The following is a 3,081-nucleotide window of genomic DNA, read 5'->3' on the forward strand; positions in this document are numbered from 1 at the left end:
TCTGTTCGGCGAGCGCTTCACTCGCGCCATGGCCTGAGCATGTTCAACCGCTCCGCCGCACACGAAATTCCTGACAGTCCCGCGGCAGGTCAGGGCAACCCTCGCGCTGATTCGGCGGCACCAATCCGCGACACTGAGACAGAGGAAGGCCCAAGACGAACACCGGTCCTGCGGTAACCAACCCGCGCATCAGAGTCTGATCAACCGTCGTCTTGCGCCGCCGCGTCCTCCCCTGTGCAACCCAATCAGCCGGACACCGCTACACGCGGCGGATACTCACGGCCAGCTTGTTGACAACGAACATGAGAATCAGCTTCGCGCCTCAGCCGCGAGGTTTTTCGAAGTGTCCTGTAGAGCGCCTGCCGCACCAGGATGCGGAACATCAGCACCGCATCATAGGGCGGACGCCCGCCGCGGCTGCGATCTGACCGCGCCAGCGCCGCATCCAACACCGGGCGGAAAATCTCGAAGTCGACCACCGCTGCAAGCCGCTCCAGCGGGTCGACCGCTGCGGAGAGCGCCGCATATCGCTCCTCGACATCGAAAAAGCCGGGCTGAGCCGCCATTCCTGCCACCTCCGCTGACCAGGGCGAGTGAATCAGATCAGCGTCTCAACAGCGAGGTTTTTAGAGGCGCCCCGTTGCCAACTATGCGTTCTAAGGGCAAGCTCAACCCTAAGCATTCTATCATAAATAAAGAGTTATAAATGCACCACCCGATCAGCTTGGTACTTCATGGCAGCGAAAGCCGTGATCTCGGCGGACCAAGTATACGTGTCCCTCGGACAGTTCAGATTTTGAGAAGCCAAGGCATAGACGCACGACTATTGCAAATGCATCGTGATGCCTTACTACTGGAAGATTCAGCAGCTGCTCACGTTTTTAACGTGTGGCCGCTCAGAAGTTCTTGTTCAATATTAAAATTTGCTCGGTGGCTGGGTATTCCAACTATATTATCTCCTATCTTGTTAGATTTGCAAGAACAACATAAATGGCATCCTGTACATCCCATATTGCCCGGCCATTATGGTCCCTATCGTTTAGAGGAACTTCACGCAGCTTTTTCTCTCGCGGATCACGTTGTATACTTAAGCAATGCAGAGCGGGACTTAGCAAATCGAATAGGGATGCCAATTCGGCCGTTTTCTGTAGTGAAGAACCCTGTTGATTTCGCCAATTTCCGGCCCGGTGGCGGGTGCCATTTCTGGAACTTTGTTTCTGGCAGGCATCCAGACCTACTAAATCGTCCGTTTGTCCTCTGCGTCGGACGGATTGAGCCCAGGAAGAATCAGTTGGCCTTGATCCAGGCGATTTCTGGCACTGGGTATGCCTTGGTTTTGATCGGGCATGAAGCCGAACCCCGCTATGTACAGGCTTGCCGAGACGCCGCAGGCCCTGATGTGTTTTTTTTGGGGCGTTTGCCTTCTGACAGCGGCATTTTGCCGGCTGCTTATCAAGCTGCAGCTGCATGCGCACAAGTAACGTGGGCAGAAGGCGCGTCGCTTGCTGCGCTCGAAGCGTGGGCATCTGACTGCCCGTTGATCCTAAGCAGTTTGCCAGGAAACATAGAGTATTTTGGTACGGACGCCGTCTACGCTGATCCCTCAAACGTACAGGACATTCGGGATAAGATTTTTTCAGCGACTGGTCCGATGCGCCCAAAATCATCTTCACTCCGCGAAATCCTCTACAGAGAATGTAGCTATGAAGGTCATGTGAACAGCCTTGCTGCGATCTATATTAACCTTGGCAAAACTAAGTCGCTAACTGTGTCATGAATGATTTATCAGAAAATATCTGTTTCACTAAAGATAATATAGATATCACATTTAGCGAGTCGAAAAACGCTTATATTGGATTCAATTCATTGAAGATGACTTGCGTCAGCGTTAGGGAGTTCAAAGGCAGTATGAACTTCGTCGGCTTGTCGGACAATGGCACGCCACGCTTCACCATCGAGCCAAGAAAAATCGGCGTAAGTGGGATGAACCATAGAAAGCTTCTCGAATTATCTTGGCAGATTAAATATTTATCTTTTATAGACCACAAAGTGGGAGAGAAGCGCGTATTCCGTGTTGCAAAGTGGTCTTACTTATCGCCTGACTGGGTATTTTTCCCCATATTAAGGCCTGTTAGATCTTGATCCAATCGTCGGCGGCTGCGAGGCAAAGGATGCTGAGAAAGGATCTGGCAGTCTTCTCGTAGCGGGTGGCAACGGCGCGCCATTCTTTCAGGCGCGCCCAGAGGTTCTCCACGCGAGATCGGTTGTTGTAGATCCAGGCGGGACAGGCGACCGGCGCATCCGTGCGCTTGGGTGGGATGGCAGGACGCGCGCCCATGTTCCAGATCCGCTCGCGGAAAGCATCGGAGGCATATCCGCGGTCGCCGACGATCCAGCCCGGCACGTCCGGCAGGCTGTTGAGCAGACCCGGTGCGAGCGGCAGTTCATGCGCCTGGCCTGGTGCCAGAGCAAAGGCGATGGCCCGTCCGCGCCCGTCAGCAATCACACAAGCCTTGGTGCCATACCCGCCGCGAGATCGGCCAAGTGCTTCGCGGAGATCTCGCTCTGTGCCATGGGCCCCCTTTTTTCCGCGCCCGCCGCTTTGTGGTGAGCGCGGATGTTGGTGCCGTCGAGAAAGGTCATGCCGAGCGCCACACCCTGCTGCTGCACCAGTTCCAGCAGGCGCTCCCAAACACCTGCCTTGGCCCAGCGGATGAAGAGTTGCGCCGCCAGCCACCAGGGCCCGAGATCGTCTGGGATGCTGCGCCACTTGGCGCCGTTCTGGTGCCGCCAGAGGATCGCAGAGATGGTCCGCCGTAGCTCTTTTGGTGGTGTTTTGCCGCGAGGCCTGACTTCCTCGATCAGCGGCTCCCACACTGCCCAGACCGCATCGGTGAGAAGCTGGTTGTTCTTGCCCTTCGCCATATCCCAAACATGGGAACAGGCATCAAGTTCTAACAGGCCTTAGGCGGCGTGGACAAAGCTGATCCATAGGCGGATGGACACCTCGAAGTACCCGGTGCGGCGCAGCCTCCGCGAGCAGGATCGCCGCCTCAGGTCATGACCCGCCCCTGCTGATGG

2 protein-coding genes and 1 pseudogene are annotated in these 3,081 nt (G+C 55.7%); 1 reads left to right on the forward strand and 2 read right to left on the reverse strand.

Features of this window, described 5'->3' with window-relative positions; genetic code table 11:
* Positions 1-350: 350 nt before the first annotated feature.
* Positions 351-566 (reverse strand): annotated as a pseudogene (locus EBE87_RS28010) (IS5/IS1182 family transposase); the annotation flags it as partial.
* A gap of 140 nt (positions 567-706) precedes the next feature.
* On the opposite strand from EBE87_RS28010, the gene EBE87_RS28015 reads away from it, so the two are divergent.
* A complete protein-coding gene (locus EBE87_RS28015) occupies positions 707-1,777 on the forward strand; it encodes a glycosyltransferase family 4 protein (protein WP_120641157.1) in 1,071 nt (356 codons plus the stop codon).
* 354 nt (positions 1,778-2,131) lie between these two features.
* Here the strand turns inward: EBE87_RS28015 and EBE87_RS28020 are convergent.
* Positions 2,132-2,925, reverse strand: a protein-coding gene (locus EBE87_RS28020) for an IS5 family transposase (RefSeq protein WP_120641158.1) whose coding sequence is annotated in 2 segments (ribosomal slippage) — positions 2,132-2,589 and positions 2,589-2,925 — 795 coding nt in all. Because the reading frame shifts where the segments join, the coding sequence is not laid out codon by codon here.
* Between the last annotated feature and the right edge of the window lie 156 nt (positions 2,926-3,081).

Source organism: Teichococcus wenyumeiae (assembly GCF_003696345.1).
In the GTDB taxonomy this organism is placed as follows: domain Bacteria; phylum Pseudomonadota; class Alphaproteobacteria; order Acetobacterales; family Acetobacteraceae; genus Pseudoroseomonas; species Pseudoroseomonas wenyumeiae.